We start from the raw sequence: 21,932 nt of genomic DNA, 5'->3' as shown, positions 1-21,932 counted from the left end.
CCCTCGATCACCCTGCGCCCTTGCCGTTGTCGACGCGAATCACCGCACCGTGGATCGCCGCGGCGTCGGCACTGGCCAAGAACGCGATGGCCTTGGCGACGTCGGCGGTGTCCATGAATCCGCGGGGCGACGCGATCCGCATGATCAGATCCCAGTCGGCGTTCTCCGGCGCCTGGAACTCGGTGGCCTGCGCGGTGGGCATGCCGCCCGGGCAGACCACGTTGACCCGCAGGGTGTCCTTGGTGAACTCGACGGCCAGCGCCCGGGTGAGCCCGACCAGGCCGTGCTTGGCGGCGCAGTACCCCGCCGAGTACACCTCGCCCTCGACCCCCGCGATGGAAGCGACGTTGACGATGTTGCCGCCCGCTTCCAGCAGATGCGGCAACGCCGCGCGACACAGGTAGAACGGGCCGTTCAGGTTGACCGCCAGGTCGCGTTCCCAGTCCTCGTCGGACATGTTCGGCGTGTGGCGCATCTGATGAAAGCCCGCGACGTTCACCAGGACGTCGAGCCTGCCGAACGCCGAGACACAGTCGGCCACGGCCTGTTTGCAGGCGGCGGGCGTGGTGATGTCCACCGACGCGTACTTCCCGTCGGGCACCTCGGCGAACACCTCGGCCATCCGGTCGGCGTCGCGCGCGATCCCGAACACCGAGGCGCCACGCTCGGCGAATATTCGTGCCGTGGCGGCCCCGAGCCCCGCCGACGTCCCGGTGATCAACGCGACCTTCCCCTCCAGTGCAGTCATCGATCGACCCTCTCACGGCGCGGAGCCTCGGCCGCCGCCGCGTCGGCAAACCCGTGACTTCGGGCCGACGGCACTGCGATACTCGGGGCATGACGATCGCCCGAGTGCTCGCCGTCGCCGCGGTCTTGACGAGTTCAATCCTCGGGTTCTCGGGTCCGGCCCACGCGGAACAGGCCATGCAGGGCATCTACGGCTACGACCAGGGGGACGTCCACGCCGAGTGGACCATCTACCCGAGCTGCGTTCCCACCGTCGGCGACCTGCGCGACAACCTCGAACTGCCCGTCGCGTGCCGGCTGCACGTCGCGCCGTCCTCACTCCAGGTCAGCGGCGGCGACGCCCGCCTCACCGGCGGGCTGTGGACGTTCTCCACCAACATCAAGGACGGCATGACGTGCCCGGACGGCAGTACGGGGCCCATCCAGGAGACCTACGAATTCGACGACGTGGCGATGACCGGGACGCGGTCGGTGAGCAACAGCAACGTGTGCAACGGCCAGGTCACCGCGAAGGTCGTCAAGTCGCCGTTCACCCTCGCGTTCGCCAGGCCGCTGCCCATCCCGGTCCAGCAGTATCCGCTCTACTGCGAGCCCGGCGGCCTGAAGCGATGCTTCTGACATGACCAAACGCGTGGTGGTCTGGGGCACTGGCTTCGTCGGCAGGATGGTGATCGCCGAGATCGTCAAGCACCCGGCATTCGAGCTCGTCGGCGTCGGCGTGAGCAGCCCCGAGAAGGTGGGCCGCGACGTCGGCGAAATCTGCGGGCTCGGTGCCCCGATCGGCCTGACCGCCACCGACGACGTCGACGCGCTCATCGCGCTCAAGCCCGATGCGGTGGTCCACTACGGGCCGACGGCCGCGCAGGCCGACGACAACATCGCGCTCATCACGCGGCTCCTCCGGGCGGGCATCGACGTGTGCTCGACCTCGATGACGCCGTGGGTGTGGCCCGCGATGCACCTCAACCCGCCGACGTGGATCCAGCCGATCACCGACGCCTGCGAGGCGGGCCGGTCGTCGTGCTTCACGACGGGCATCGACCCCGGATTCGCCAACGACCTGTTCCCGATGACGTTGATGGGCCTGTGTTCGGAGATCCGCACGGTGCGGGCGTCCGAACTGCTCGACTACACCAACTACGAAGGCGACTACGAGTTCGAGATGGGCATCGGCAAACCGCCCGAGCACCGTCCGCTCCTGGAGACGCCGGACATCCTCATCTTCGCCTGGGGCGCAACGGTTCCGATGATCGCGCACGCCGCAGGCATCAAGCTCGACGAAATCACCACCACGTGGGAAAAATGGGTCACGCCCGACGAGCGCAAGACGGTCAAGGGCGTCATCGCCCCGGGCAACGTCGCCGCCGTCCGGTTCACCATCAACGGCGTCTTCAAAGGCGAGACCCGCATCCAACTGGAGCACGTCAACAGGATCGGACCCGACGCCGCCCCGGACTGGCCGTCGGGCAATGACAACGACGTCTACCGGGTCGACATCGAGGGCACGCCGAGCATCTCCCAGGAGACCGCGTTCCGGTTCACCGACGGTTCGGGGCGCGACGCCGCGGCGGCGGGCTGCCTCGCCACGGGACTGCGCGCGCTCAACGCGGTGCCCGCCGTCAACGACCTCCCGCCGGGCTGGGTGACCCCTCTGGATCTACCGCTGATTGCTGGGCAGGGCACAATTCGATGACGTGGCAGACGGAATAGGACTCTCGGTCGGTGCTACCGCTTTGCGGGCGGTGGCGGTCGGCCGGTCCGCGGTGACCCGATCGCCGGTGCTGACTCTCTATCCGCACCGGCCCGCCGAGGTGGGCGTACCCAGCGAGAATCCGAACCTGGCCGAGCGCGGGCTGATCATCACCGACTTCGTGGACCGCGTCGGCGATCCGGTGGCCATCGTCGCTGCAGACGGCTCGTCGCACCGCGCCGAAGCCCTCCTCGCCGACGCGCTGCGTTCGCTGCTGTACGCATTGACCGGCGGTCGACCGCCCACCGAGCCGGTCGCGGTCACGCATCCGGCCCACTGGCGTCCGTCCGCCGTCGACGCGTTGCGCGGCGCACTTGCCGCCCAACCCGAGCTCCGTGGGGCGCAGCTCACTTCTGACGCCGTCGCCTCGCTCACCGCGCTGCAGGATGATCCCGGCGTACCGTCGCGGGGAATCATCGCCCTCTGCGACGTCGGCGGAACCGGCGCCAGCGTCACCCTGGCCGACGCCGCCCGCGGATTCCAGCCGATGGGTCCGACCGTTCGACATTCCGACTTCTCGGGCGACCTCGTCGATCAGGCCCTTCTGAGCCGGGTGGTCGGTGATCTGGCCGCCTCGGATTCAGTGGATCTGACGGGTACGTCGGCCATCGGGTCCTTGAGTCGACTGCGCGGCCAGTGCCGGGCGGCCAAGGAACGCTTGTCGACGTCGTCCGTCACGTCGTTCGCCGTCGAACTGCCGGGTCATCGCACCGAGGTGAGAGTCACGCGCACCGAGCTCGACGAGGCGATCCGCCAGCCGCTGGACGGCCTCATCGAGGTCGTGCGGGACACCTTGCAGCGCAGCGGGATCCGGCCGAGTGACCTCGTCGCCGTGGCCGCAGTCGGGGGAGGGGCGCGCATCCCGATCCTCGTCACGTCGCTGTCAGAGCATCTGCGGGTCCCCGTCATCACCTCCGCGCAGCCGGAGTTGGCAGCCGCGATCGGCGGCGGACTGAAGGCCGTTCGCGGTCTGGTGCCCGACGGTGCGACCTCGCTGGCGCCCGCGGTCGTCGCCCCCGTCGTCCCGCTGCCTCCCGTCGATCAGGGTGCACCGGCGTCGTCGACGTTTCGGGCCCTAGCGTGGTCGGACGCGGACGACCTTCCCGAGCCGGCGCCCGCAGACCCCAGCTATGACGACACCGGGTACGAGCCGTACGACCCCCGGCCGGAGATCGCGTTCGCCGACCACGAGGTCGACGCCGAGGCGGCCGATGCGCCCGTGCCGTGGTATCGCCGCCCCGTCGGAATCCTCGCGATCGGCGCGATTGCGGTGTTGCTGGCGATCGGCGCTGCCCTGCTCTACGCGCTGCGCAGCGACGAGTCGCCACCGCCGTCACCGTCGTCGCCCCCGGTGACGACCACCACGACAGCGCCTCCGGCCTCCGTGGTTCCGCAGTCCCCGCCGGAGGCTCCGCCGCCGGTCACGCAGGCTCCGGATCAGACCACCGACCGACAGGCGCCGCCTCCGCCCGTCGTCACGCTGACCCAGGAACCGCCACCGCCACCCGCGTCGGAGACGCCACCGCCGGCGACGGAGGCGCCACCGCCCCCGACGACCGCGCCTCCGACGGTGACGGAGCCGCCGCCCTCGTCGACGGCACCGCCGCCGGTCATCCCGACGCTGCCGTACCAGACCATCCCGGGTCTGCCGTTCGTTCCGGCACCGATCCAGCCGGCACAGCCCTAGGCTCGTGGCCATGAACGAGACCGACGGCCTGCTCTTCGATCCGAATACCTACGACCCGGAGGAATTCGACGTCGAGACGCGGCGACTACTCCGCGCCACAATCGACTTCTTCGAGGATCAGGGCAAGAAACGGATCCTGGACGACGACCTGAAGGCGCAGTGGCCCGCCGACTTCGTCGACTTCGTCAAGCGGGAGAAGCTGTTCGCCACCTTCCTCACCCCGGCCGAGTTCGCCGACGGCAACCCCGACAAGCGCTGGGACGGCGCACGCAACGCCGCGCTGGCCGAGATCCTCGGTTTCTACGGGTTGACGTACTGGTACACCGAGCAGGTCACGATCCTCGGCCTCGGGCCGGTCTGGCAGAGCGAGAACAAGGACGCCAAACTCAGGGCCGCCGACGACCTCGAGGCCGGCGAGGTGATGGCGTTCGGACTGTCCGAGCGCGAACACGGCGCGGACGTCTACAGCACCGACATGGTGCTGACGCTGGCGAGCGAGGAGGACCAGGCCAACGGCATCCTGTACCGCGCGTCGGGGGAGAAGTACTACATCGGCAACGGCAACGTCGCCAGCCTCGTGTCGGTGTTCGGCAGGCGCGGGGACGTGGAGGGCCAGGACGGGTACGTCTTCTTCGCAGCGGACAGTCGGCACGAGAACTACCACCTGATCGACAACGTCGTGCACATGCAGATCTACGTGAGCACGTTCCGCCTGGAGAATTACCCGGTGCGGGCTGAGGACATCCTGCACACTGGCGTGGAAGCCTTTGCTGCAGCACTGAATACGGTCAACGTCGGGAAGTTCAACCTGTGCTCGTCGTCGATCGGCATGTGTGAGCACGCCTTCTACGAGGCGATCACCCACGCGCAGAACCGCATCCTCTACGGCAACCCGGTCACCGACTTCGGTCACGTCCGGGTGAACTTCGTCGACGCCTATTCGCGCATGATCGCGATGAAGGCGTTCAGTCGACGTGCGATCGACTACTTCCGCAGCGCCAGCCTGGAGGATCGGCGCTACCTGCTGTTCAATCCCATGACCAAGGCCAAGGTGACGATGGAGGGCGAGACGGTGATGCGCTCGCTACACGACGTGATCGCGGCCAAGGGTTACGAGAAGAACACCATGTTCCGGGAGGTTGCCCAGCTGATCGGCTGCCTGCCCCGGCTCGAGGGCACGGTGCACGTCAACGTCGGCCTGGTCCTGAAGTTCATGCCGAACTACATGCTCAATCCGAGGGAATATCCGGAGATTCCCACCCGCACCGACGCCGCTGACGACGCGTTCTTCTGGAACCAGGGACCGACCCGCGGCGCGGGCGCGATCCAGTTCGCCGACTGGACTCCGGTCTACGAGAGCCACACCCGGATCCCGAACGTGGCGCGGTTCTACGAGCAGGCGCAGGCGTTCCGGGAGCTGCTGGTGACGGCCGCGCCCGACGCCGAGCAAGCGAAGGACCTGGACTTCCTGCTGAACGTCGGGCACCTGTTCTCGTTGATCGTGTACGGCCAGCTGATCCTCGAGCAGGCTGCACTCACCGGACTCGACGACGACGTCGTCGATCAGATCTTCGGCTTTCAGATCAGCGACTTCAATACCTATGCCATTGCGCTGCAAGGCAAGCCGACCTCCACGCAAGCACAGCAGGATTGGGCACTCGCGGCGGTCCGCAAACCGGTGCCCGACGCCGCGCGCTTCGCCCGGGTATGGGAACGCGTCAAGGCCTACGACGGCGCCTACGAGATGGCGCCCTGACGGTCAGTGGTGCGCTTCCCGCGCGTCTAGGCCATCTCGGGGACTCGCAGGTGGGCGATCGTCAACTCGAAGTCGTGCTCATCGAGGACCTGGGCGTCCGCATCCCTGGATGCCGACGCTCTGAGCGCATCCAATCGGTCTTGGTTGCGCTCCATCGCCTCGACGCTGTCCCACGCCGCCGACGAGACCGCACGACCTGACGCGCGATCGACCAACAAGCTTGCGCTGCAAAGACCTTCGAGTTCTTCGAGGGCGGGCAGGACGGTCGTCTTGAACATCTCGATACCCGGATCGACCTGGGCCGGATCGACCTTGACCCACGTGACCCGGACGCAGGCGCCATCACCCGCAGCGTGTTCACGGTGCAGCACCGCGATCTCCCATTCGTCGACGGTCGGACTGCCGCCCATGATCTCCGCAGCGCGGCTGCGCAACGACTGAACGGCCTCGGTACTGGCGCGCATCGCCTCCTCTGATTCCCATGCGCTGGTGGTGATGCAGCGGCCAGACGACCGGTCGGCCAACACGGATATGCCGATGTGGCCTTCGAGGCCTTCGAGCTTGGGCATCACTGCATCGCGGACGTAGGCGATGCCTGCATCTACGGACGAGGGCATGGCCCCGATGGTGGTTGTTCGTGCATACATGATCTGCCTCCTCTGGACGGGGCAGCGTCTAGACGGCGCCGCCGTCGGGATTCATCGTCCTCCGCACGAGGGCGGGTGGCAATGGGCGCGGGGGCCGGGTCAAGGCTGCGCGCGTTGCTGCTTCTCGATGACGACCAGCGCCAACGGAATCTGCACCTCGGCAGGTGATGCGGCCAACCGTTCTGCGACACCCGAGGAGAGCGCGTCGAGGAAGCCGGCGCGGCGGTCTGCGGGCAGAGCGGCGGCCAGGGTCGGGAACGCCGCCGCGCGCAGGAATGCCGCCCATCTGTCACCGAGTGCGTCGGACTTCCCGTCGATCCGGTACTGCGCCCAGAACCGGTCCTCGGCGTCGAACACCTCGAGATGTTCGACCGTCAGCTTCTCGAAGGTGCCCGACGGGGCGAAGGGCGACGAGAAGTCGCGAGCGCGACGCCCGACAATCGGAAGCGTCATCCCGTGCAGTTCGTCGTCGGTCAGCAGTTCCTGCGCCACCAGGTCGGTCAACGTCTCGGAGATGGCGTCAAGCAGGGGCCGGTAGCCGAAGCCGCCGTCCTCGGCGAGTGCCATCGTCATCACGACCAGCCGCCCACCGGGGCTCAGTTCGCGGCCGCGGAACGCGACGAACTCGTGCCAGTCATGCGCCGCCTGCCTTGCGTATGCGGTGCGGACCTCCTCGTCGCGGCTGTGCGCCACCAGGACGTGATCGGGGACGGGCATCGGCGTGCGCGCCAGCCACTGGATCGACCAGGCCGACCAGGCCAGGTTCACGCTGTTGGACGGCACGATCTGGGAGTAGAAGGACCGTCCGACCGCAGACGCGAACGACGCGTGGTCCTTCTTGAGGTACGTGTCGGGGTCATCGCTCAGGGTGCGAAAGAGCTCGGTGAAGTCGTTCTCGGGTACGTCGGTGTGCGTTACCAGCACGGAGTGCTCGGGCCGGGTCCGCTTGCGCAACACGGCGATTGCCGCGCCGATGGGCAGAAGGGAGTTGTGCCCGGTCGCCGCGCCGTAGTCCGCGATCACGATGGGCCGTGGCGGCCGGGGGATGGGGACCGCCTCGGCGGCTTGTTCGAAAAGCGTTATCGCCCGCTGCAATCCGGCTGCCTGCAGCCGAGACGAGGCGGTGTACGAGCCGCTGTCCAAGGGCTCCGGTTGCACCACGACACTTGACTGGGGCATACCGCAAACGGTAACCCGTCAAGCGCGCCGACGTGACAGACTGCGGTCCATGAAGAGCCGGACGGGGCCGCGGCTCCTGACGTTCGTGGCGGTGTTCACGATGGTCGCCGCGGCGATCGGGTTCGTCGTCACGTTGATTCTCAACGCCTTCGTGTTCGACGAGTACGACGCCTACGGCGAGGTCCCCATCCCGGGGTCGAGCAGCCTGCAGCTACCCGCGGGCGAGGAGGTGACGGTCACCTTTCACACGGTGCTCGTCGGCGGCAGCGGAAGCGGCCTGCCCGTGCCGCCCCTGAAGTACCGCATCACCGGGCCGGGGGGCGTCGATGCGCAGCTGACGGAGGACTACGGCAGCACGACGACGGTGAACAACGATGCACGCGTCCGCATCGGGTACCTCGACGTCCCGGTCGAGGGCGCCTACGGCATCGAGGTCGACGGCAACGTCAGCGCGTATCTCAACCCGACGCTCACGTTCGGGCACGGCAGCAGCTACGGACATCTCCCGTGGATCCTCGCGGCGGTCTTCGGGTTCGCCGTCGTCGACCTGATCATCGCGCGGGTCTGGGCGGCCCGGGTCAGACGCAGTGAGCACCTGGCACCGACATGGGCCACAAGCGACGGGATCCCGCCGCCGATCCAGGCCGTCCCGAGCGATCAGGGCATCCGCGTTCAGACACTCAATACGCTTGCCCGGCTGCGTGATTCGGGTGCGTTGACCGAGGACGAATACGAGACCGAGAAGAAGCGGGTGCTCGACGGCCTCTAGTCGCCTCAGTGTCCCCGGGCGACCCACTCGTCGTAGTTGACGATCTCGTCGCCGATGGTGGTGGTATCACCGTGGCCGGTGTAGACGACCGTCGGGCCGGGCAGCCTGCCGAGGCGTCCTGAGATGGACTCCAGGATGGTGGGGAAGTCGGAGTAGGACCGTCCCGTCGCGCCGGGGCCACCGCTGAACAGGGTGTCGCCGCTGAACACGGCGCCCAGTTCGGGGGCGTACCAGCAGACCGAGCCCGGGGAGTGGCCCGGAGTGTGCAGCGCACGCAGTTCCACCTCACCCGCCTGAAGGACCAGTCCGTCGTCGACGCCGTGGAAGTCGTCGTCCGGGTGGGTCATGCGCCACAGCACGTCGTCGGCGGGATGCAGCAGGACCGGCGCGTCGAGGGCCTTGCCGAGTTCGGGGGCGACGGTGACGTGGTCGTTGTGGCCGTGGGTGCAGACAATGGCGACCACGTTGCGACCGGCGACGGCCTCGATGATGGGTTCGGCGGTGTGGGCGGCGTCGAACACCACGACGTCCTTGTCGTCACCGACGATCCAGATGTTGTTGTCGACGTCCCAGCTGCCGCCGTCGAGCTCGAAGGTGCCGCTGGTGACCAGTCGCTGGATGTTGGTAGCCACTAGAGCATCACCACGGAGCGCAGGACCTCACCGGCGTGCATCTTGTGGAAGGCGTCCTCGATGCCGTCCAAACCGATGCGTTCGGAGACGAATTTCTCCAGTGGCAGGCGGCCCTGGCGGTAGAGGCTGATCAGGGCGGGGAAGTCGCGTTCGGGTAGGCAGTCGCCGTACCAGGAGGACTTCAGGGAGCCGCCGCGGGAGAAGAAGTCGACCAGCGGCATCTCCAGGGTCATGTCGGGGGTTGGGACCCCGACCAGGACGACGGTGCCGGCCAGGTCGCGGGCGTAGAAGGCCTGCTTCCAGGTCTCGGGGCGTCCGACCGCGTCGATGACGACGTCGACGCCGTTGCCGTCGGTGAGGTCCTGGATGGTCTCGACGACGTCGAATTCCTTGGCGTTGATGGTGTGGGTGGCCCCGAACTCCCGCGCCCAGTCCAGCTTCTGGTTGTCCATGTCGACGGCGATGATCTGCTTGGCGCCGACCAGGGCGGCGCCCGCGATGGCGGCGTCCCCGACGCCGCCGCAGCCGATGACCGCGACGGTGTCGTTGCGGCCCACGTTTCCGGTGTTGATCACGGCTCCGATGCCTGCCATCACGCCGCAGCCGAGCAGGCCGGCGACGGCGGGGTCGGCCTCGGGGTCGACCTTGGTGCACTGGCCTTCGTGGACCAGGGTCTTGTCGGCGAAGGCCCCCACACCCAGGGCGGGGGTGAGTTCGGTGCCGTCGGTGAGGGTCATCTTCTGGGTGGCGTTGTGGGTGTCGAAGCAGTACCAGGGGCGCCCGCGCTTGCAGGCCCGGCACTGCCCGCAGACCGCGCGCCAGTTGAGGATGACGAAGTCGCCGGGTGCCACGTTGGTGACGCCGTCGCCGACGGATTCCACGCAGCCCGCGGCCTCGTGGCCGAGCAGGAACGGATAGTCGTCGTTGATGCCGCCTTCGCGGTACGTCAGGTCGGTGTGGCACACCCCGCACGCGATGACGTCGACGACCACCTCACCGGGACCGGGGTCCGGGATGACGATGTCGACCAACTCGACAGGCTGCTTCTTGGAACGAGAAATGACACCACGCACCGTCTGACTCATGGCATACAACCTAGCGGCCGAGGTGAGAAACTTGGTCGGTGATCCCCGCCCTGTTCCTGTCTCACGGCGCACCGCCGCTCGTCGACGACGAGAGGTGGGTGTCCGAGCTGGCCGGGTGGTCGGCGCGGCTACCGCGGCCCGACGCGATTCTGGTGGTGTCCGCGCACTGGGAGGCGGCGCCGCTGACCATCGGCTCGACGACCACGAAAACTCCACTGACGTATGACTTCTGGGGATTCCCGCCGCACTACTACGACGTCACCTACGACGCTCCGGGGGCGCCCGACCTGGCTGCCCGCGTCGAGGCCTTGATGCCCGACGGTGAGACCGTCGCACACGACCCGGACCGCAGGCTGGACCACGGTGCCTACGTGCCGCTCACGGTGATGTACCCCGACGCGTCGACCCCGGTGCTGCAGCTGTCGATGCCGACGCTCGACCCGCAACGACTCTTGGACCTCGGGGCGCGACTGCGGCCGTTGCGTGACGAAGGCGTGCTGATCATCGGGTCGGGTTTCACCACGCACGGACTGCCGTTCCTGACCGATCCGACCCCGAACGCCGCCGCGCCGGGCTGGTCGCGGGAGTTCGACGCGTGGGCGGCGGAGCGTTTCGCCGCGGGCGACCTCGACGCGCTGATCGACTTCCGCGCCAAGGCGCCCGGGATGCCCCACGCCCATCCCACCATCGAGCACTTCGCGCCGTTGTTCGTCGCGCTCGGCGCATCGCAGGATCCCGAACGGGTGCCGGAACAGGTCGTCGACGGGTTCTGGATGGGTTTGGCGAAGAGGTCCCTCGAACTGGTCTGAGCGATACGTTGGACGTGATCGACATGGAACTCAACCAGCGGCGGCAGTTGCCCCAACTCGCGGGCGATCAGATGTTCGTCACCGATGGGGGCCTGGAGACCGATCTCGTCTTCCATCACGGCATCGAGCTGCCGTGCTTCGCGGCCTTTCCCCTTCTCGAGGAGCCCGACACTCGAGACGCGCTCCGTCGCTATTACGCGGGCTACCTCGACATCGCCCGCGAGCACGAAACGGGCTTCGTCGTGGAGGCGGCGACCTGGCGTGCCAATTCCGATTGGGCGGCGCGACTTGGGTTCTCACCCGAACGACTGGACGCGGTCAACCGGGAGGCCATCGAAGTCGCCGAGGAGGTTCGCGCGGCGGCGGCTCTCGACGGCATCACCGCGGTCGTCAGCGGCTGCATCGGGCCACGCGAGGAGTCGATGACCGCCGCGGAAGCCGAGCGCTACCACTCCGTTCAGATCGCCACCTTCGCCGGGACCACCGCAGATCAGGTCACTGCAGTGACCATGAACAACGTCGCGGAGGCCATCGGAATCGTGAAGGCCGCCGCGGCGGCAGACATTCCCGCAGCGATCTCGTTCACGGTGGAGACCGACGGACGGCTTGCCACCGGGCAGTCGTTGCGAGAGGCCATCGAGCAGGTAGACGCCGCGACGGACCAGAGCGCGGCCTACTTCATGGTCAACTGTGCGCACCCGACCCATCTCGCGACGAGCTTCGACGAGGAGGGCCCGTGGCTTCGACGGGTGATCGGCCTGAGGTTGAACGCCTCGACGAGGAGTCATGCCGAACTGGACGAGGCGGAGGAACTCGACGAGGGCGACCCCGACGACTTCGGCGCTGGAACGGCTGCACTGCGCGAACGCCTGCCCGCGGCGACGGTCTTCGGTGGCTGCTGTGGCACCGACGCGCGCCACGTGGCGGCGATCTGGCGCCGACTGAGGTCCCACTAGGCTCCATCGGCATGTCCGCTCTCGAAGTCGTCGCAGACTGGCCGGTCCCGACGGCCGCAGCCGCCGTGGTGGGGCCATCGGGCGTGCTCGCCGAATTCGGTGAGAACAATCGGCGGTTCGCTCTCGCATCGGTCACGAAGCTGTTGGTTGCCCGCGCCGTTCAGGTCGCGGTGGAGGAGGGTGTCGTCGAACTCGACACTCCGGCCGGGCCGCCGGGGTCGACGGTGCGCCACCTGCTCGCCCACGCCTCGGGTCTGTCGATGCGGTCACCCGACGTCATCGCCGAGCCGGGCGAACGGCGCGTCTACTCGAACGAGGGCTTCGGCGTCCTCGCCGCCGTGGTGGAACGGGCGTCGGAGATCCCGTTCGACCGGTACCTGACCGAGGCGGTCTTCGAACCGCTCGGCATGGGCGCGTCATCGTTGGTGGGCGGTGCCGCTGCCGCCGGGTTCAGCGGTCAGTCGACGGTGGCGGACCTCGCACTGTTCGCCGCCGAGCTGTTGCGGCCCGTGTTGGTGTCGCCGCAGATGCACTCCGACGCCGTCTCGGTGCAGTTTCCCGGGCTGTCGGGGGTTCTGCCGGGGTACGGCGCGCAACGGCCGAACGACTGGGGTCTGGGATTCGAGATCCGCGACGGCAAGTCACCGCACTGGACGGGTTCGCTGAACTCGGGCCGAACGTTTGGGCACTTCGGTCAGTCGGGCACGTTCCTCTGGGTGGATCCCGCCGCTGAACTGGCGTTGGTGGCACTCACCGACCGAGACTTCGGCGACTGGGCGCATCCGCTGTGGCCGGCGCTCTCTGATGGAGTGCTGAGAGAATTCGGCACAGACTAGCGCAACAGTGGCCCCACAGGGCACAATAGACACGCACGAAACAACTGCATCTTCTTGGCATGCACCAGGTCGTCGGGGAAGACGTCCCTTTTGGAGCCGAAGGAGCAGATGATGCGTGCATCGAACCAGTTCGCCGACACGGCCACCGGTGTGGTGTATGTCCACGCCTCGCCCGCGGCGGTATGTCCACACGTGGAGTGGGCGCTTTCGTCGACCCTGTCGGCGAAGGCCAACCTCAAGTGGACGCCTCAGCCCGCGATGCCTGGGCAGCTTCGTGCTGTCACCAACTGGGTGGGCCCGGTCGGCACCGGCGCCGCCCTGGCGAACGCGTTGCGGTCGTGGTCGGTGCTTCGCTTCGAGGTCACCGAAGACCCGAGCGAAGGCGTGGACGGCCATCGTTGGTGCCACACCCCGCAACTCGGACTGTGGAGCGGCGTGATGAGTGCCAACGGCGACGTGATGGTCGGTGAGTTGCGCCTGCGCGGACTCATGTCGTCCGGCGCCGACGCCCTGGCCGCCGAATTGGACACGGTGCTCGGCACCGCCTGGGACGAGGCCCTCGAGGTCTACCGCGGTGGCGGCGACACGGGTGAAGTCACCTGGCTCAACAGGGGCGTCGGGTAGCCGGTCCCCGTTTCAGAACGGTGGCGGTTCCGGCTCCTTCGTGAAGGTGTCCTCGTATTCGATGTCTTCGTCGCAGCGGAACTCGGGTGTGGCTGGGGTGGTGCGCATGTCGTGGTTGTGTTGGCGTTCGGCGGTGATGGCCGCGGCGCGTTTCTTGGTCTCGGGTGCGTCGGCGGCGGGGCATCACGACAGTGCGCGATCATGGTCGGTGAACGGCCTTCTCTGAAGCCACGATGCAGGTCTCCGAAGCCGTCGTGATCTCCACCGTCGAGGGGGGACCCTTTGACTAAGGACCTCGCGACCTGATCGGGCCCGACCAGCCCTATGAGATCAGCGAGCAAAATCTCGCCACGATCGCACACGCCCTCAAGCTGGCCCTGGCCTAACGGAGACGCGGCGAGACACGTTCCGCTGGCGGGGCCTACGACCGCGACCAGCACCGAACGGCCGAAGGCGCGGGTTCTGCCTGTTGCCTATATACTAAATTCATTAACTAATGGATTGCAGAGATCGAAGAACCCTCGAAGGAGGTGCGCGTTGGCGGAGTCACTAGACGCACTCAAGGCGGAGTTCTTCCGGTCGATGGCACATCCTGCACGGATTCGGATCCTTGAGCTGCTGGTCACCCAGGACCGCGCGGTGACCGAATTACTACCCGCGGTGGGCCTGGAAGCCTCGAACCTGTCGCAGCAGCTCACCGTGTTGCGTAGGGCCGGAATCGTGAATGCTCGCCGACAAGGCAACGCGGTGACCTACTCGGTCGCTTCGCCCCACATCGCCGAACTGCTGACGGTGGCGCGCACGGTGCTCTCCGGGTTGCTGGACGAACAGGTTGACGCTCTCGGGTCTTCGGCGGTCGATGCGTCGTGAGGGACTGGATCGCCAAGATCGTCAAAGTTGGCCGGGTCACGGAACCGGCCGGCGAGGCGCCGCCGATGGCAGTCGATACACCCACCGGGATAGCGGGGTCGCTGCAGGTGCGCCACGTCGACGCCGGGTCGTGCAACGGCTGCGAGGTCGAGATCTCCGGCGCATTCGGACCCGTCTACGACGCGGAACGCTTCGGCGCCCGCCTGGTCGCTTCGCCACGGCACGCCGACGCACTGCTGGTGACCGGCGTCGTGACCCGCAACATGGCGCAGCCGCTGCGCAACACCCTTGACGCGACACCGGCGCCGCGAGTCGTGATCGCTTGCGGTGACTGCGCTCTGAACCGCGGCGTGTTCGCCGACGCCTACGGGGTGATCGGCGCCGTCGGGGAGGTGGTGCGTGTCGACGTCGAGATCCCGGGGTGCCCGCCGACCCCCGCCCAGATCGTGGCCGCACTGCGGTCGGTGACCGGACGGTGACCCTCGCCATCGAACCGGCGCCTGAGGGAGCGCCGGCCACGATGCGGCACAACGGTTTCCGAACGGCTGGTTCCGGAGTCGCGACCTCCGTGCTGGGTGTGGCCGGGGTTGGGATCGGGCTGGCCGGGGTGCTGGGGCCGCCGCGCTCGGTGCAGATCGGCTGGTTGATCCCGTTGATCGGCGTGGCAGTCCAACTCGATCCGCTCGGTGGATTCTTCATGGCGTTGACCGGTGCGGTCGCGGTCCCGGTCGGGGTCTATGCGATCGGCTACGCCCGCCGCGAGCGCCTGGGCCGCGTGCCGCTGGCCGTGCTGCCCTTGTTCGTCGCTGCGATGCTGTTGGTGCCCGGCGCAGCGTCGGTGTCGACGTTCCTGCTGGCCTGGGAACTGATGGCGGTGGCGTCGCTCATCCTGGTGGCCGCTGAGCACACCCAACCCGCGGTGCGCTCGGCCGCGGTGTTCTACGCGGTGATGACCCAGCTCGGGTTCGTCGCGATCCTGCTCGGCCTGATGCTGATGTCCGCGGCAGGCGGGGCCGACCGCTTCGCCGACCTGTCCGCGGTGCCCCCCGGTGCCCGCACCGCGATATTCGTGCTGACGCTGGCCGGTTTCGGCTCCAAGGCCGGGCTGCTGCCGCTGCACGCCTGGTTGCCGCGCGCGCACCCCGAAGCGCCCAGCCCGGTCTCGGCGTTGATGAGCGCCGCCATGGTCAACCTCGGCATCTACGGCATCATCCGCATCGACCTGCAACTGCTCGGACCCGGCCCCCGCTGGTGGGGAGTGACGCTGCTGGCGATCGGCGCAGTGTCCGCGATCTACGGGGTGCTGCAGGCATCAGTGGCCACCGACCTCAAACGACTCCTGGCCTACTCCACCATCGAGAACACGGGGTTGATCACCGTGGCGTTGGGTGCCGCCACCTTGCTGGCCGACTCCGGCGCCGCGGCGGCGGCCACGGTGGCGATGGCCGCGGCGCTGCTGCACCTGGTGGCCCATGCCGCGTTCAAATGCCTCGGTTTCCTGGCCGCCGGATCGGTGCTGGTCGGGACCGGGCTGCGCGATCTGGACCGCCTCGGTGGTCTGGCCCGACCCATGCCCGCCACCACGATACTGTTTGGAGTCGCCGCGCTGGGCGCCTCCGGTCTGCCGCTGGGGGCGGGGTTCGTCAGCGAGTGGCTGCTCGTGCAGTCACTGATTCACGCTGCACCCGACCCCAACACCGTGGTCGCCCTGGCCACCCCGCTCGCGGTCGGCGCCGTCGCGCTGACCACTGGCCTCGGGGTGGCGGCGATGGTGAAGGCGTTTGGCATCGGATTCCTGGCCCGTCCCCGCTCCGATGCTGCCGCCGACGCCCGGGAGGCGCCCGCCAGCATGCTCACCGGCATGGTCGCCGCGGCCGTTGCATGCGTGGTTCTCGCGGTCGCGCCGTTCGTGCTCGCCACCCCGCTGCGGCGGGTGATGGCAGTACTGCCCGCCTCAGCGCACGCCGACATGTCGGGCCTGGGCACGGTGCTGCATCTTCCCGGTCTGGCTGGGTCGATCGCCCCAGGCCTCATCGCTGTGTTCCTGGTCATCGCAGTGCTGGTCGCGGTCATCGCGTCCCGGTGGGGGTCGCGGCGGCGCCCGGCACCGACGGCGTTACCACTGTGGGCGTGTGGCGCTGATGACCTCACCGCACGCATGCAGTACACGGCCACCTCGTTCGCCGAACCGCTGCAACGGGTGTTCGATGACGTGCTGCGCCCCGATACCGATGTCGAGGTCACCCCGTTCACGGAATCGCAGTTCCTGGTTGCCAAGGTCGCCTATCGCGCCCGGATCAGCGACGCGGTGCAGGACCTGCTCTACACCCCGGTGATCCGGGCGGTCGCGTTGTGCGCCAACGGTGTTCGCCGCGCGCATACCGGCAGTGTCCATCTCTACGTCGCCTACGGCGCTATCGGCGTCCTGATCGTCCTGCTGGTGGCGCGATGAACGCGATCGCGTATCTGGCCGGGGTCGCGCAGATCAGTGGGGTCGCCCTTGGCGCTCCGGTGGTGATCGGAATGACGCGCCAGGTCCGGGCCCGACTGGAAGGCCGCGTCGGCGGCGGGGTGCTGCAGCCGTGGCGCGATCTGCGCAAACAGCTCCGCAAACAGCAGATCACTCCGCACGGCACCACCATGGTGTTCACCGCGGCGCCCGCCATCCTTGCCGGAACCACCCTGTTCATCGTCGCCGTGCTGCCCCTGGTGGCGACCGGTTCACCGCTGGACCCCGTCGCCGACCTGTTCGCCGTCGTCGGCCTGTTGTTTCTAGGCACGGTCGCGTTGACCTTGGGCGGCATCGACACCGGGACCTCATTCGGCGGGATGGGCTCCAGCCGCGAGATCACCATCGCCGCCCTGGTGGAACCCACCATCTTGCTCGCGGTGTTTGCGCTGTCCATCCCGACCGGGTCGTCCAACCTCGGCGCCATCGTGGCGCACACCGTCAACGACCCCGCCCAGTCGGTGTCACTGCCCGGGGTGCTCGCCTGCGTGGCGCTGGTCGTGGTGATCATCGCCGAAACCGGCCGCCTTCCCGTCGACAACCCCGCCACGCACCTGGAGTTGACGATGGTGCACGAGGCGATGGTCCTCGAATACGCCGGACCCCGCCTCGCGGTAGTCGAATGGGCCTCCGGCATGCGACTGACCGTGCTGCTCGCGCTGCTGGCGAACCTGTTCATCCCATGGGGCATCGCCGGTGCCGATCCCGGCGCCCTGGACGTCGCGGTCGGCATCCTCGCGATCGCCGCGAAGGTCTCGGTCCTGGCGATCCTGCTCGCCGGCGCCGAGGTGTTTCTCGCCAAGCTACGACTGTTCCGGGTGCCCGAACTGCTCGCCGGGTCCTTCCTGCTGGCGCTGCTCGCAGTGACCGCCGCCAACTTCTTCAGCGCCCGGGCATGAGGGCTACACCGTGACCGACACCGCCTTCGCCAGCATGATCGACCTCGCCGCTGGCGCACTGGTTCTGGCCGCCGTCCTGATCGTGTGGCGCCGCGACCTGGCATCCATCATCCGGCTGCTCGCCTGGCAGGGTGCCGCGCTGGCCGCGATCCTCTTCATCCGCGGCGCACACGAGGGCGATGCAGCATTAGTCGGGGTCGGCGCCGCCATCGCGGTGCTGCGCGTGGTCCTGCTGCCGTGGCTGCTGTCGCGCGCGCTCGGCGCCGAAGAACGCGGACAGCGCGAGGCCACCCCACTGGTGAACACCACCGCCTCCCTGCTGATCGCGGCTTTACTGACGGTCATCGCATTTGGCGTCACCCGCCCCGTGGTGAACCTCGAGCCCGGACCGGCCACCGGCGCGGTGCCCGCCGCATTCGCCGTGGTGCTGATTGCATTGTTCGTCATGGCAACCCGACGCCACGCCATCTCGCAGGCGGCGGGATTCCTCATGCTGGACAACGGGATTGCCGCGACCGCGTTCCTGCTCACCGCCGGTGTACCGGTAATCGTAGAATTCGGCGCATCCCTGGACGTACTCTTCGCGGTCATCGTGATCGGCGTCCTCACCGGCCGAATGCGACGCAAATTCGGCGGCGCGGACCTCGACGCACTCCAGGAGCTGCACGACTGATGACTCTCCTGGTGCTCATACCGGTGCTGGTGCCACTGTGCGCCGCGGCGATCACTGCTGCGGCCGGCTGGCGGCTCTGGACTGCCACCCTCACCATGCTGGGCGCACTGAGCATCCTGGGCTGCGGGGCCGCGCTCGCTTTCCGCGTGGGATCGGCTCCGCATGTGCTGGCCGGTGGGCTGCTGCGGGCCGACGCCTTGTCGGTGGTGATGCTGATCGTCATCGGCGCGGTAGGCACGCTGAGCACTGGGGCCGGCATCGGCTACATCAACGCCGAACTCGACAACGGGCACACCGACTCCGCGGGTGCCCGCCTGTACGGCGTGCTCACCCCGGGTTTCATGGCTGCGATGGTCGTGGCGGTGTCGGCCAACAACATTGGTGTCATCTGGGTCGCAATCGAAGCCACTACTGTGATCACCGCGTTTCTGGTCGGGCACCGGCGAACCCGCACCGCGCTGGAAGCCACCTGGAAGTACGTGATCATCTGCTCGGTGGGGATCGCGATGGCGTTCCTGGGCACGATTCTGCTGTACTTCGCGGCGCGGCACGTCGGCGCTGATAGCGGTCACGCCCTGGACCTCGACGTCCTGGTCGCCCACGCCAGCGGCCTGGATCCCGGGGTGACCCGTCTCGCCGGGGGGCTGCTGCTGATCGGCTACGGCGCCAAGGTCGGCCTGGTCCCCTTCCACACCTGGCTCGCCGACGCGCACAGCCAGGCACCGGCTCCAGTTTCGGCGCTGATGAGCGGAGTGCTGCTCTCGGTCGCCTTCTCGGTGCTGCTGCGTATCAAACCGATCATCGACGCCGCGGTCGGAACAGGCTTCCTGCGCTGGGGTCTGCTCGCGGTGGGGCTGGCCACCGTCGGTGTCGCGGCGATGCTGCTGACCGTGACCAGCGACTTGAAACGAATGCTGGCCTACTCCTCGATGGAGAACATGGGACTCATCGCAGTCGCGGCCGCGGCCGGCACGAAGCTGGCGATCGCCGCGCTGCTGCTGCACGTGCTGGCGCACGGCATCGGCAAGACCGTGCTATTCCTCGCCAGCGGCCAGCTGCAGGCCGCCCATGACTCCACCGCGATCCCCGCCATCACCGCGGTGTTCCGCCGTTCCCGCCTGATCGGCGCCTCGTTCGCGATCGGCGTGCTGGTGCTGCTCGGGTTGCCGCCGTTCGCGATGTTCGCCAGCGAACTGACCATGGCCCGCGCACTGGCTGATGCACGCCTGGGCTGGGCGCTGGCCGCCGTTCTGCTGCTGATCGTGATCGCCTTCGCCGCCCTGGTGCGCAATTCAGCAAAGATGCTGCTCGGAGACCCGGTAGCGGGATCACCGTCGATCGGGGTGCCGGTCACAGTCGCCAGTTCACTGCTGATCGGGGTGACGGCCTGCTTCGCGCTGGGTGTCACCGCCGGTCCGTTGACCGCGCTGTTCAACACCGCCGCAGAGCAACTCGGGGTGCCACGGTGAACGCGCACCGCAACGCTCGCAGGGTGAGCGCCGAGGAACGACCCGGCGCGACCGAGGAACTGCTCGCGGCCGGCTATCGGCTGGGCCTGGTCGCCGCCCACGACGACGGGGACGCAATCCGGATTGTGTCGCTGTTTCTTGCCGGCAATCCCGATCGCCGCGTGGAACTCACCCTCACCATCCCCACCGATGGCCTCGGGTTGCGGTCCCTGGCCCACCTGTCCTTCCCTGCCGGGCGGTTCGAGCGGGAGATGATGGACCTCTTCGGTATTGAACTGATCGGGCATCCACGACCGCGCCGAATGGTCCGCCACGCGCACTGGCCCCAGGACTGGCATCCGATGCGCACCGACGCCGGGCCCCCGCCCGATTTCGCGGCCAGTGGCCACTTTCCGTTTCTCACCGTCGACGGCGACGGAGTCTACGAGATCCCTGTCGGCCCGGTTCACGCCGGGCTGATCGAGCCCGGGCACTTCCGGTTCTCCGTCGTCGGGGAAACCGTTCTGCGGCTGAAGATCCGACTCTGGTTCGTCCATCGGGGCATCGAGAAACTCTTCCAGGGCCGCGCCGCGACCAACGCCATCGACATCGCCGAAAGGATCAGCGGGGACACCTCCGCGGGTCACGCCCTGGCGCACAGCCTGGCCGTCGAGGACGCCCTCGGCATCACCGTGCCCGATGAGGTCCACCGACTACGGGCGCTGCTGATCGAACTGGAACGCCTCTACAATCACGCCACCGATCTGGGCGCCCTGGCCAACGACGTCGGCTTCGCCCTGGCCAACTCCCACGCCCAACGAATCCGCGAACAACTTCTCCGGATCAACGACACCGTCACCGGGCACCGACTGCTTCGCGGCGCCATCGAGCCCGGCGGGATTCGATTGCTGGCGTTGCCCAACCCCCGCGAGCTCACCGCGATCGGAGCGGACCTCGCCGAAGTCGCCGCGCTGACCCTGGGCAATGCCGGGATCTACGACCGGTTCGCCGGCACCGCCACACTGAGCAAGGAGCAAGCAACCGAACTCGGCTGTCTAGGCTACGTCGCACGCGCCAGCGGCGTGGACGTCGACGCCCGCATCGACCACCCCACCACCTCGCTGCCGGTCACCGCGATCCGCGCGACCGCCGGAGACGTGCTGGCCCGCTACACGGTGCGCCGCGACGAATTCGCGGCATCGATCAGCCTGGCCCGGCACCTCGTCGATGCCGCCGACATGCGTCTGGACTACATCGCCGCCCCACCACCTCCCGATGCGGCAGCCAGCGGCGTCGGCATCGTCGAAGGCTGGCGGGGGACCATCGTGCACCGCGTCGAACTCGACGCTGCCGGGACGATCACCCGAGCCAAGATCGTCGACCCGTCCTGGTTCAACTGGCCGGCCCTGCCGGTCGCGATGGCCAACACGATCGTCCCGGACTTCCCGCTGGCCAACAAGAGCTTCAACCAGTCCTACGCGGGCAACGACCTCTGACCCGCAGCCGCTCGGACTCGGCCCGTCATCGGACAGCGACGAGATAATGCAGACAGCATTCATGCGGTTGAGCTGTGTTTATGCTAGATTGCTAAGGTACGCAAGTAATGCATTCGGCCCGGCGTGGGTGAAATGCCGGCGCGCATGCCAGCACGTTTCAAGATACCGGAGGAGAGTCCGTGGTAGAGGGATCGCGCGAGCCGCTATACCGGATGAAGGCGGACTTCTTCAAGACTCTGGGCCATCCCGCCCGCATCCGCGTCCTGGAACTGCTCAGCGAACGCGAGCACGCCGTGTCGGAGATGGTGCCCGAGATCGGCATCGAACCAGCGAACCTCTCCCAGCAGTTGTCGATCCTGCGCCGGGCCGGCCTGGTCGTCGCCCGCCGTGACGGCCTGTCGGTGTCGTACGCGCTGACCTCGCCGCGGGTCGCCGAACTGCTGGCGACGGCGCGGGCGATCCTGACCGGCGTGGTCGCCGGGCAAGCCGAGACGCTCGAAGACCGGCCTGCGCCTGAACTGGTCAGCGGCACCAAGAGCTGACCGGACCGGCGAACGAAC

22 protein-coding genes are annotated in these 21,932 nt (G+C 68.0%); 17 read left to right on the top strand and 5 right to left on the bottom strand.

Features of this window, described 5'->3' with window-relative positions; all coding sequences use genetic code 11:
- Positions 1–7: 7 nt before the first annotated feature.
- Positions 8–748, bottom strand: a complete 741-nt coding sequence (locus VET27_RS26870; protein ID WP_526523151.1) for an SDR family NAD(P)-dependent oxidoreductase — start codon at positions 746–748, stop codon at positions 8–10.
- An 89-nt stretch (positions 749–837) separates the two neighbouring features.
- Between VET27_RS26870 and VET27_RS26865 the strand changes: the two genes are divergently transcribed.
- From VET27_RS26865 to VET27_RS26850, 4 genes are read left to right on the top strand one after another with little or no spacing between them, the layout of a single operon-like run.
- Positions 838–1,365, top strand: a complete 528-nt coding sequence (locus VET27_RS26865) for a hypothetical protein (RefSeq protein WP_526523149.1) — start codon at positions 838–840, stop codon at positions 1,363–1,365.
- Between the two features lies 1 nt (position 1,366).
- Positions 1,367–2,440 carry an NAD(P)H-dependent amine dehydrogenase family protein gene (locus tag VET27_RS26860; RefSeq protein ID WP_526523147.1) on the top strand — a complete coding sequence of 358 codons (1,074 nt, stop codon included), beginning with the start codon at positions 1,367–1,369 and terminating at the stop codon, positions 2,438–2,440.
- 1 nt (position 2,441) lies between these two features.
- A complete protein-coding gene (locus VET27_RS26855; protein ID WP_526523146.1) occupies positions 2,442–4,184 on the top strand; it encodes an Hsp70 family protein in 1,743 nt (580 codons plus the stop codon).
- Positions 4,185–4,194: 10 nt separating this feature from the next.
- Positions 4,195–5,940 (top strand): acyl-CoA dehydrogenase family protein, encoded by a 1,746-nt coding sequence (locus tag VET27_RS26850; protein WP_526523144.1) that lies wholly within the window; start codon positions 4,195–4,197, stop codon positions 5,938–5,940.
- A gap of 26 nt (positions 5,941–5,966) precedes the next feature.
- Here VET27_RS26850 and VET27_RS26845 read toward each other — a convergent pair whose 3' ends face one another.
- Both VET27_RS26845 and VET27_RS26840 read right to left on the bottom strand, forming a co-directional pair.
- Positions 5,967–6,587 (bottom strand): hypothetical protein, encoded by a 621-nt coding sequence (locus VET27_RS26845; protein WP_526523142.1) that lies wholly within the window; start codon positions 6,585–6,587, stop codon positions 5,967–5,969.
- A gap of 99 nt (positions 6,588–6,686) precedes the next feature.
- Positions 6,687–7,766, bottom strand: a complete 1,080-nt coding sequence (locus VET27_RS26840) for a class I SAM-dependent methyltransferase (protein ID WP_526523140.1) — start codon at positions 7,764–7,766, stop codon at positions 6,687–6,689.
- 49 nt (positions 7,767–7,815) lie between these two features.
- Here VET27_RS26840 and VET27_RS26835 point away from each other — a divergent pair, with 49 nt between their 5' ends.
- Complete coding sequence (locus VET27_RS26835) at positions 7,816–8,535, top strand: SHOCT domain-containing protein (RefSeq protein WP_526523138.1); 720 nt, start codon at positions 7,816–7,818, stop codon at positions 8,533–8,535.
- A 5-nt stretch (positions 8,536–8,540) separates the two neighbouring features.
- On the opposite strand, the gene VET27_RS26830 is transcribed toward VET27_RS26835, so the two are convergent.
- On the bottom strand, positions 8,541–9,167 hold the full coding sequence (locus tag VET27_RS26830) for an MBL fold metallo-hydrolase (protein ID WP_526523136.1): 627 nt from the start codon (positions 9,165–9,167) through the stop codon (positions 8,541–8,543).
- On the bottom strand, positions 9,167–10,252 hold the full coding sequence (locus VET27_RS26825) for an S-(hydroxymethyl)mycothiol dehydrogenase (RefSeq protein ID WP_526523134.1): 1,086 nt from the start codon (positions 10,250–10,252) through the stop codon (positions 9,167–9,169). Before VET27_RS26825 ends, VET27_RS26830 begins: the two co-directional genes overlap by 1 nt.
- A 41-nt stretch (positions 10,253–10,293) precedes the next feature.
- Here VET27_RS26825 and VET27_RS26820 point away from each other — a divergent pair, with 41 nt between their 5' ends.
- From VET27_RS26820 to VET27_RS26765, 12 genes are all read left to right on the top strand, one after another.
- Positions 10,294–11,061: a dioxygenase family protein gene (locus VET27_RS26820; protein WP_526523189.1), complete on the top strand. Its 768-nt coding sequence runs from the start codon at positions 10,294–10,296 to the stop codon at positions 11,059–11,061.
- 23 nt (positions 11,062–11,084) lie between these two features.
- Entirely contained in the window at positions 11,085–12,017 is a 933-nt protein-coding gene (locus tag VET27_RS26815; protein WP_526523132.1) for a homocysteine S-methyltransferase family protein, read from the top strand.
- A gap of 11 nt (positions 12,018–12,028) precedes the next feature.
- Complete coding sequence (locus tag VET27_RS26810) at positions 12,029–12,853, top strand: serine hydrolase domain-containing protein (protein WP_526523130.1); 825 nt, start codon at positions 12,029–12,031, stop codon at positions 12,851–12,853.
- A 111-nt stretch (positions 12,854–12,964) separates the two neighbouring features.
- Positions 12,965–13,477: a DUF3145 family protein gene (locus VET27_RS26805; RefSeq protein WP_526523128.1), complete on the top strand. Its 513-nt coding sequence runs from the start codon at positions 12,965–12,967 to the stop codon at positions 13,475–13,477.
- A gap of 537 nt (positions 13,478–14,014) precedes the next feature.
- The gene (locus tag VET27_RS26800; protein WP_526523126.1) at positions 14,015–14,347 is read left to right on the top strand and encodes an ArsR/SmtB family transcription factor; all 333 of its coding nucleotides are present in this window, start codon (positions 14,015–14,017) and stop codon (positions 14,345–14,347) included.
- Entirely contained in the window at positions 14,344–14,826 is a 483-nt protein-coding gene (locus VET27_RS26795) for an NADH-quinone oxidoreductase subunit B family protein (protein WP_526523124.1), read from the top strand. Before VET27_RS26800 ends, VET27_RS26795 begins: the two co-directional genes overlap by 4 nt.
- 41 nt (positions 14,827–14,867) lie before the next feature.
- The gene (locus VET27_RS26790) at positions 14,868–16,799 is read left to right on the top strand and encodes a complex I subunit 5 family protein (RefSeq protein ID WP_526523122.1); all 1,932 of its coding nucleotides are present in this window, start codon (positions 14,868–14,870) and stop codon (positions 16,797–16,799) included.
- Between the two features lie 5 nt (positions 16,800–16,804).
- A complete protein-coding gene (locus VET27_RS26785; RefSeq protein ID WP_526523187.1) occupies positions 16,805–17,755 on the top strand; it encodes a respiratory chain complex I subunit 1 family protein in 951 nt (316 codons plus the stop codon).
- A gap of 34 nt (positions 17,756–17,789) precedes the next feature.
- Positions 17,790–18,428 carry a hypothetical protein gene (locus VET27_RS26780; protein WP_526523185.1) on the top strand — a complete coding sequence of 213 codons (639 nt, stop codon included), beginning with the start codon at positions 17,790–17,792 and terminating at the stop codon, positions 18,426–18,428.
- Entirely contained in the window at positions 18,428–19,897 is a 1,470-nt protein-coding gene (locus tag VET27_RS26775; RefSeq protein WP_526523120.1) for a complex I subunit 5 family protein, read from the top strand. The genes VET27_RS26780 and VET27_RS26775 overlap by 1 nt, the downstream gene beginning before the upstream one ends.
- Positions 19,894–21,372 carry a hydrogenase large subunit gene (locus VET27_RS26770; RefSeq protein ID WP_526523118.1) on the top strand — a complete coding sequence of 493 codons (1,479 nt, stop codon included), beginning with the start codon at positions 19,894–19,896 and terminating at the stop codon, positions 21,370–21,372. Before VET27_RS26775 ends, VET27_RS26770 begins: the two co-directional genes overlap by 4 nt.
- Before the next feature lie 212 nt (positions 21,373–21,584).
- Positions 21,585–21,914, top strand: a complete 330-nt coding sequence (locus VET27_RS26765) for an ArsR/SmtB family transcription factor (RefSeq protein WP_526523183.1) — start codon at positions 21,585–21,587, stop codon at positions 21,912–21,914.
- Positions 21,915–21,932: the final 18 nt, after the last annotated feature.

Source organism: Mycobacterium sp., from assembly GCF_035633495.1.
Lineage (GTDB): Bacteria > Actinomycetota > Actinomycetes > Mycobacteriales > Mycobacteriaceae > Mycobacterium.
The sequence above is the reverse complement of the archived record's forward strand: the minus strand, read 5'-3'. Positions and strand labels throughout refer to the sequence as shown.

Bases quoted from the DNA above. Each gene is read 5' to 3' on its own strand.
- VET27_RS26870 (WP_526523151.1), bottom strand. From the start codon at position 748: ATGACTGCACTGGAGGGGAAGGTCGCGTTGATCACCGGGACGTCGGCG.
- VET27_RS26865 (WP_526523149.1), top strand. From the start codon at position 838: ATGACGATCGCCCGAGTGCTCGCCGTCGCCGCGGTCTTGACGAGTTCA.
- VET27_RS26860 (WP_526523147.1), top strand. From the start codon at position 1,367: ATGACCAAACGCGTGGTGGTCTGGGGCACTGGCTTCGTCGGCAGGATG.
- VET27_RS26850 (WP_526523144.1), top strand. From the start codon at position 4,195: ATGAACGAGACCGACGGCCTGCTCTTCGATCCGAATACCTACGACCCG.
- VET27_RS26845 (WP_526523142.1), bottom strand. From the start codon at position 6,587: ATGTATGCACGAACAACCACCATCGGGGCCATGCCCTCGTCCGTAGAT.
- VET27_RS26840 (WP_526523140.1), bottom strand. From the start codon at position 7,766: ATGCCCCAGTCAAGTGTCGTGGTGCAACCGGAGCCCTTGGACAGCGGC.
- VET27_RS26835 (WP_526523138.1), top strand. From the start codon at position 7,816: ATGAAGAGCCGGACGGGGCCGCGGCTCCTGACGTTCGTGGCGGTGTTC.
- VET27_RS26825 (WP_526523134.1), bottom strand. From the start codon at position 10,252: ATGAGTCAGACGGTGCGTGGTGTCATTTCTCGTTCCAAGAAGCAGCCT.
- VET27_RS26815 (WP_526523132.1), top strand. From the start codon at position 11,085: ATGGAACTCAACCAGCGGCGGCAGTTGCCCCAACTCGCGGGCGATCAG.
- VET27_RS26810 (WP_526523130.1), top strand. From the start codon at position 12,029: ATGTCCGCTCTCGAAGTCGTCGCAGACTGGCCGGTCCCGACGGCCGCA.
- VET27_RS26805 (WP_526523128.1), top strand. From the start codon at position 12,965: ATGCGTGCATCGAACCAGTTCGCCGACACGGCCACCGGTGTGGTGTAT.
- VET27_RS26790 (WP_526523122.1), top strand. From the start codon at position 14,868: ATGCGGCACAACGGTTTCCGAACGGCTGGTTCCGGAGTCGCGACCTCC.
- VET27_RS26780 (WP_526523185.1), top strand. From the start codon at position 17,790: ATGATCGACCTCGCCGCTGGCGCACTGGTTCTGGCCGCCGTCCTGATC.
- VET27_RS26775 (WP_526523120.1), top strand. From the start codon at position 18,428: ATGACTCTCCTGGTGCTCATACCGGTGCTGGTGCCACTGTGCGCCGCG.
- VET27_RS26765 (WP_526523183.1), top strand. From the start codon at position 21,585: ATGAAGGCGGACTTCTTCAAGACTCTGGGCCATCCCGCCCGCATCCGC.